Origin of the sequence: Micromonospora sp. KC721 (genome assembly GCF_004348355.1) — a bacterium.
Lineage (GTDB): Bacteria > Actinomycetota > Actinomycetes > Mycobacteriales > Micromonosporaceae > Micromonospora.
Window position 1 is genome coordinate 1 of record NZ_SMJY01000401.1, and the last position, 968, is coordinate 968.

Sequence of the window (968 nt, forward strand, 5' to 3'; positions counted from 1 at the left end):
CGGTCGGGATCTGCTCGGCGGCGCGGCGGCCATCGTCGTCAACGAGGGCACGGCTCACTTCTCCGGTGTCGAGACCTGCGGCCGGCTCTGGCTCTGTCCGGTCTGCGCTGCCAAGATCCGGGCTCGGTAACGAGATCGCTCGCTCCGACATGAAGGGCACCCGGCGTAAGACTTCGCGCACGCCGCTACAGATCCTCGCGGACTTCGGCACCGACGGCTTGGCCGCTGACCTCGATCTCTGGCACGAGTACGAGCGGGCCACCGCCGGTAAGAGCGCGCTGCGCTGGTCGCGTGGACTGCGGGCACTGCTCCTGCCCGACGTCGACGAGCAGACCGACGAAGAGATTGCGGCCGAAGAGGTCGGCGGCGACACCGTGGCCTACCTCCTGCCGCACACCTGGTACCGCCTGGCCGACATTCCCGGCGCTCAGTCGGCGGTGCTCGACGCGGTGGAGTCGGACGGCTGGGAGGGACTTATCCGCGTATTGGTCGGCTACCGCGTCGGTGTCGACGGGCTACTCGCGCCCGACGAGTGGGCCAACCAGGAGCACGTGTGACCGGCGGCTAAGTCTGACTTTTCCTCCAACTTGCTCCTACGGATGATCACGCTTTCTGACGCATCCTAGGAAGGCCGAACGGGCGCGAAATCCCTTACGCCACAACGGGTTTCACGACAGCAAGTGGCCTGAGAGCCATCTCCGCCGTGAGTCCGCACACCGTGGAGCGGGCCTGCCCTCCGGTGACAAGGTGGAGCACCCTACGTCTGAACGACCTTGGCACCGGAGGGCAGGTCTGCTCGGCTCCGCCCGGACTCACGGTGGAGATGGCGAACCGCGCAACCACCCACCACCGCAAGATCCGAACGACCCCCGGCCATCTCTGTCGAAGATCCCCCGCCCGGAGGGCATCACTTCCGCTTTGACCGTGGTGGCGGCCATACCTCTTCCCAGACTTCCTGGGCCAGTCCG

The 968-nt window shown here is 66.8% G+C and carries 1 protein-coding gene; it reads left to right on the plus strand.

Going from position 1 to position 968, the window contains the following annotated elements; all coding sequences use genetic code 11:
- Positions 1 to 149 precede the first annotated feature (149 nt).
- A complete protein-coding gene (locus tag E1182_RS30645) occupies positions 150 to 557 on the plus strand; it encodes a hypothetical protein (RefSeq protein ID WP_132271208.1) in 408 nt (135 codons plus the stop codon).
- Positions 558 to 968: the final 411 nt, after the last annotated feature.

Bases quoted from the DNA above. Each gene is read 5' to 3' on its own strand.
- E1182_RS30645 (WP_132271208.1), top strand. From the start codon at position 150: ATGAAGGGCACCCGGCGTAAGACTTCGCGCACGCCGCTACAGATCCTC.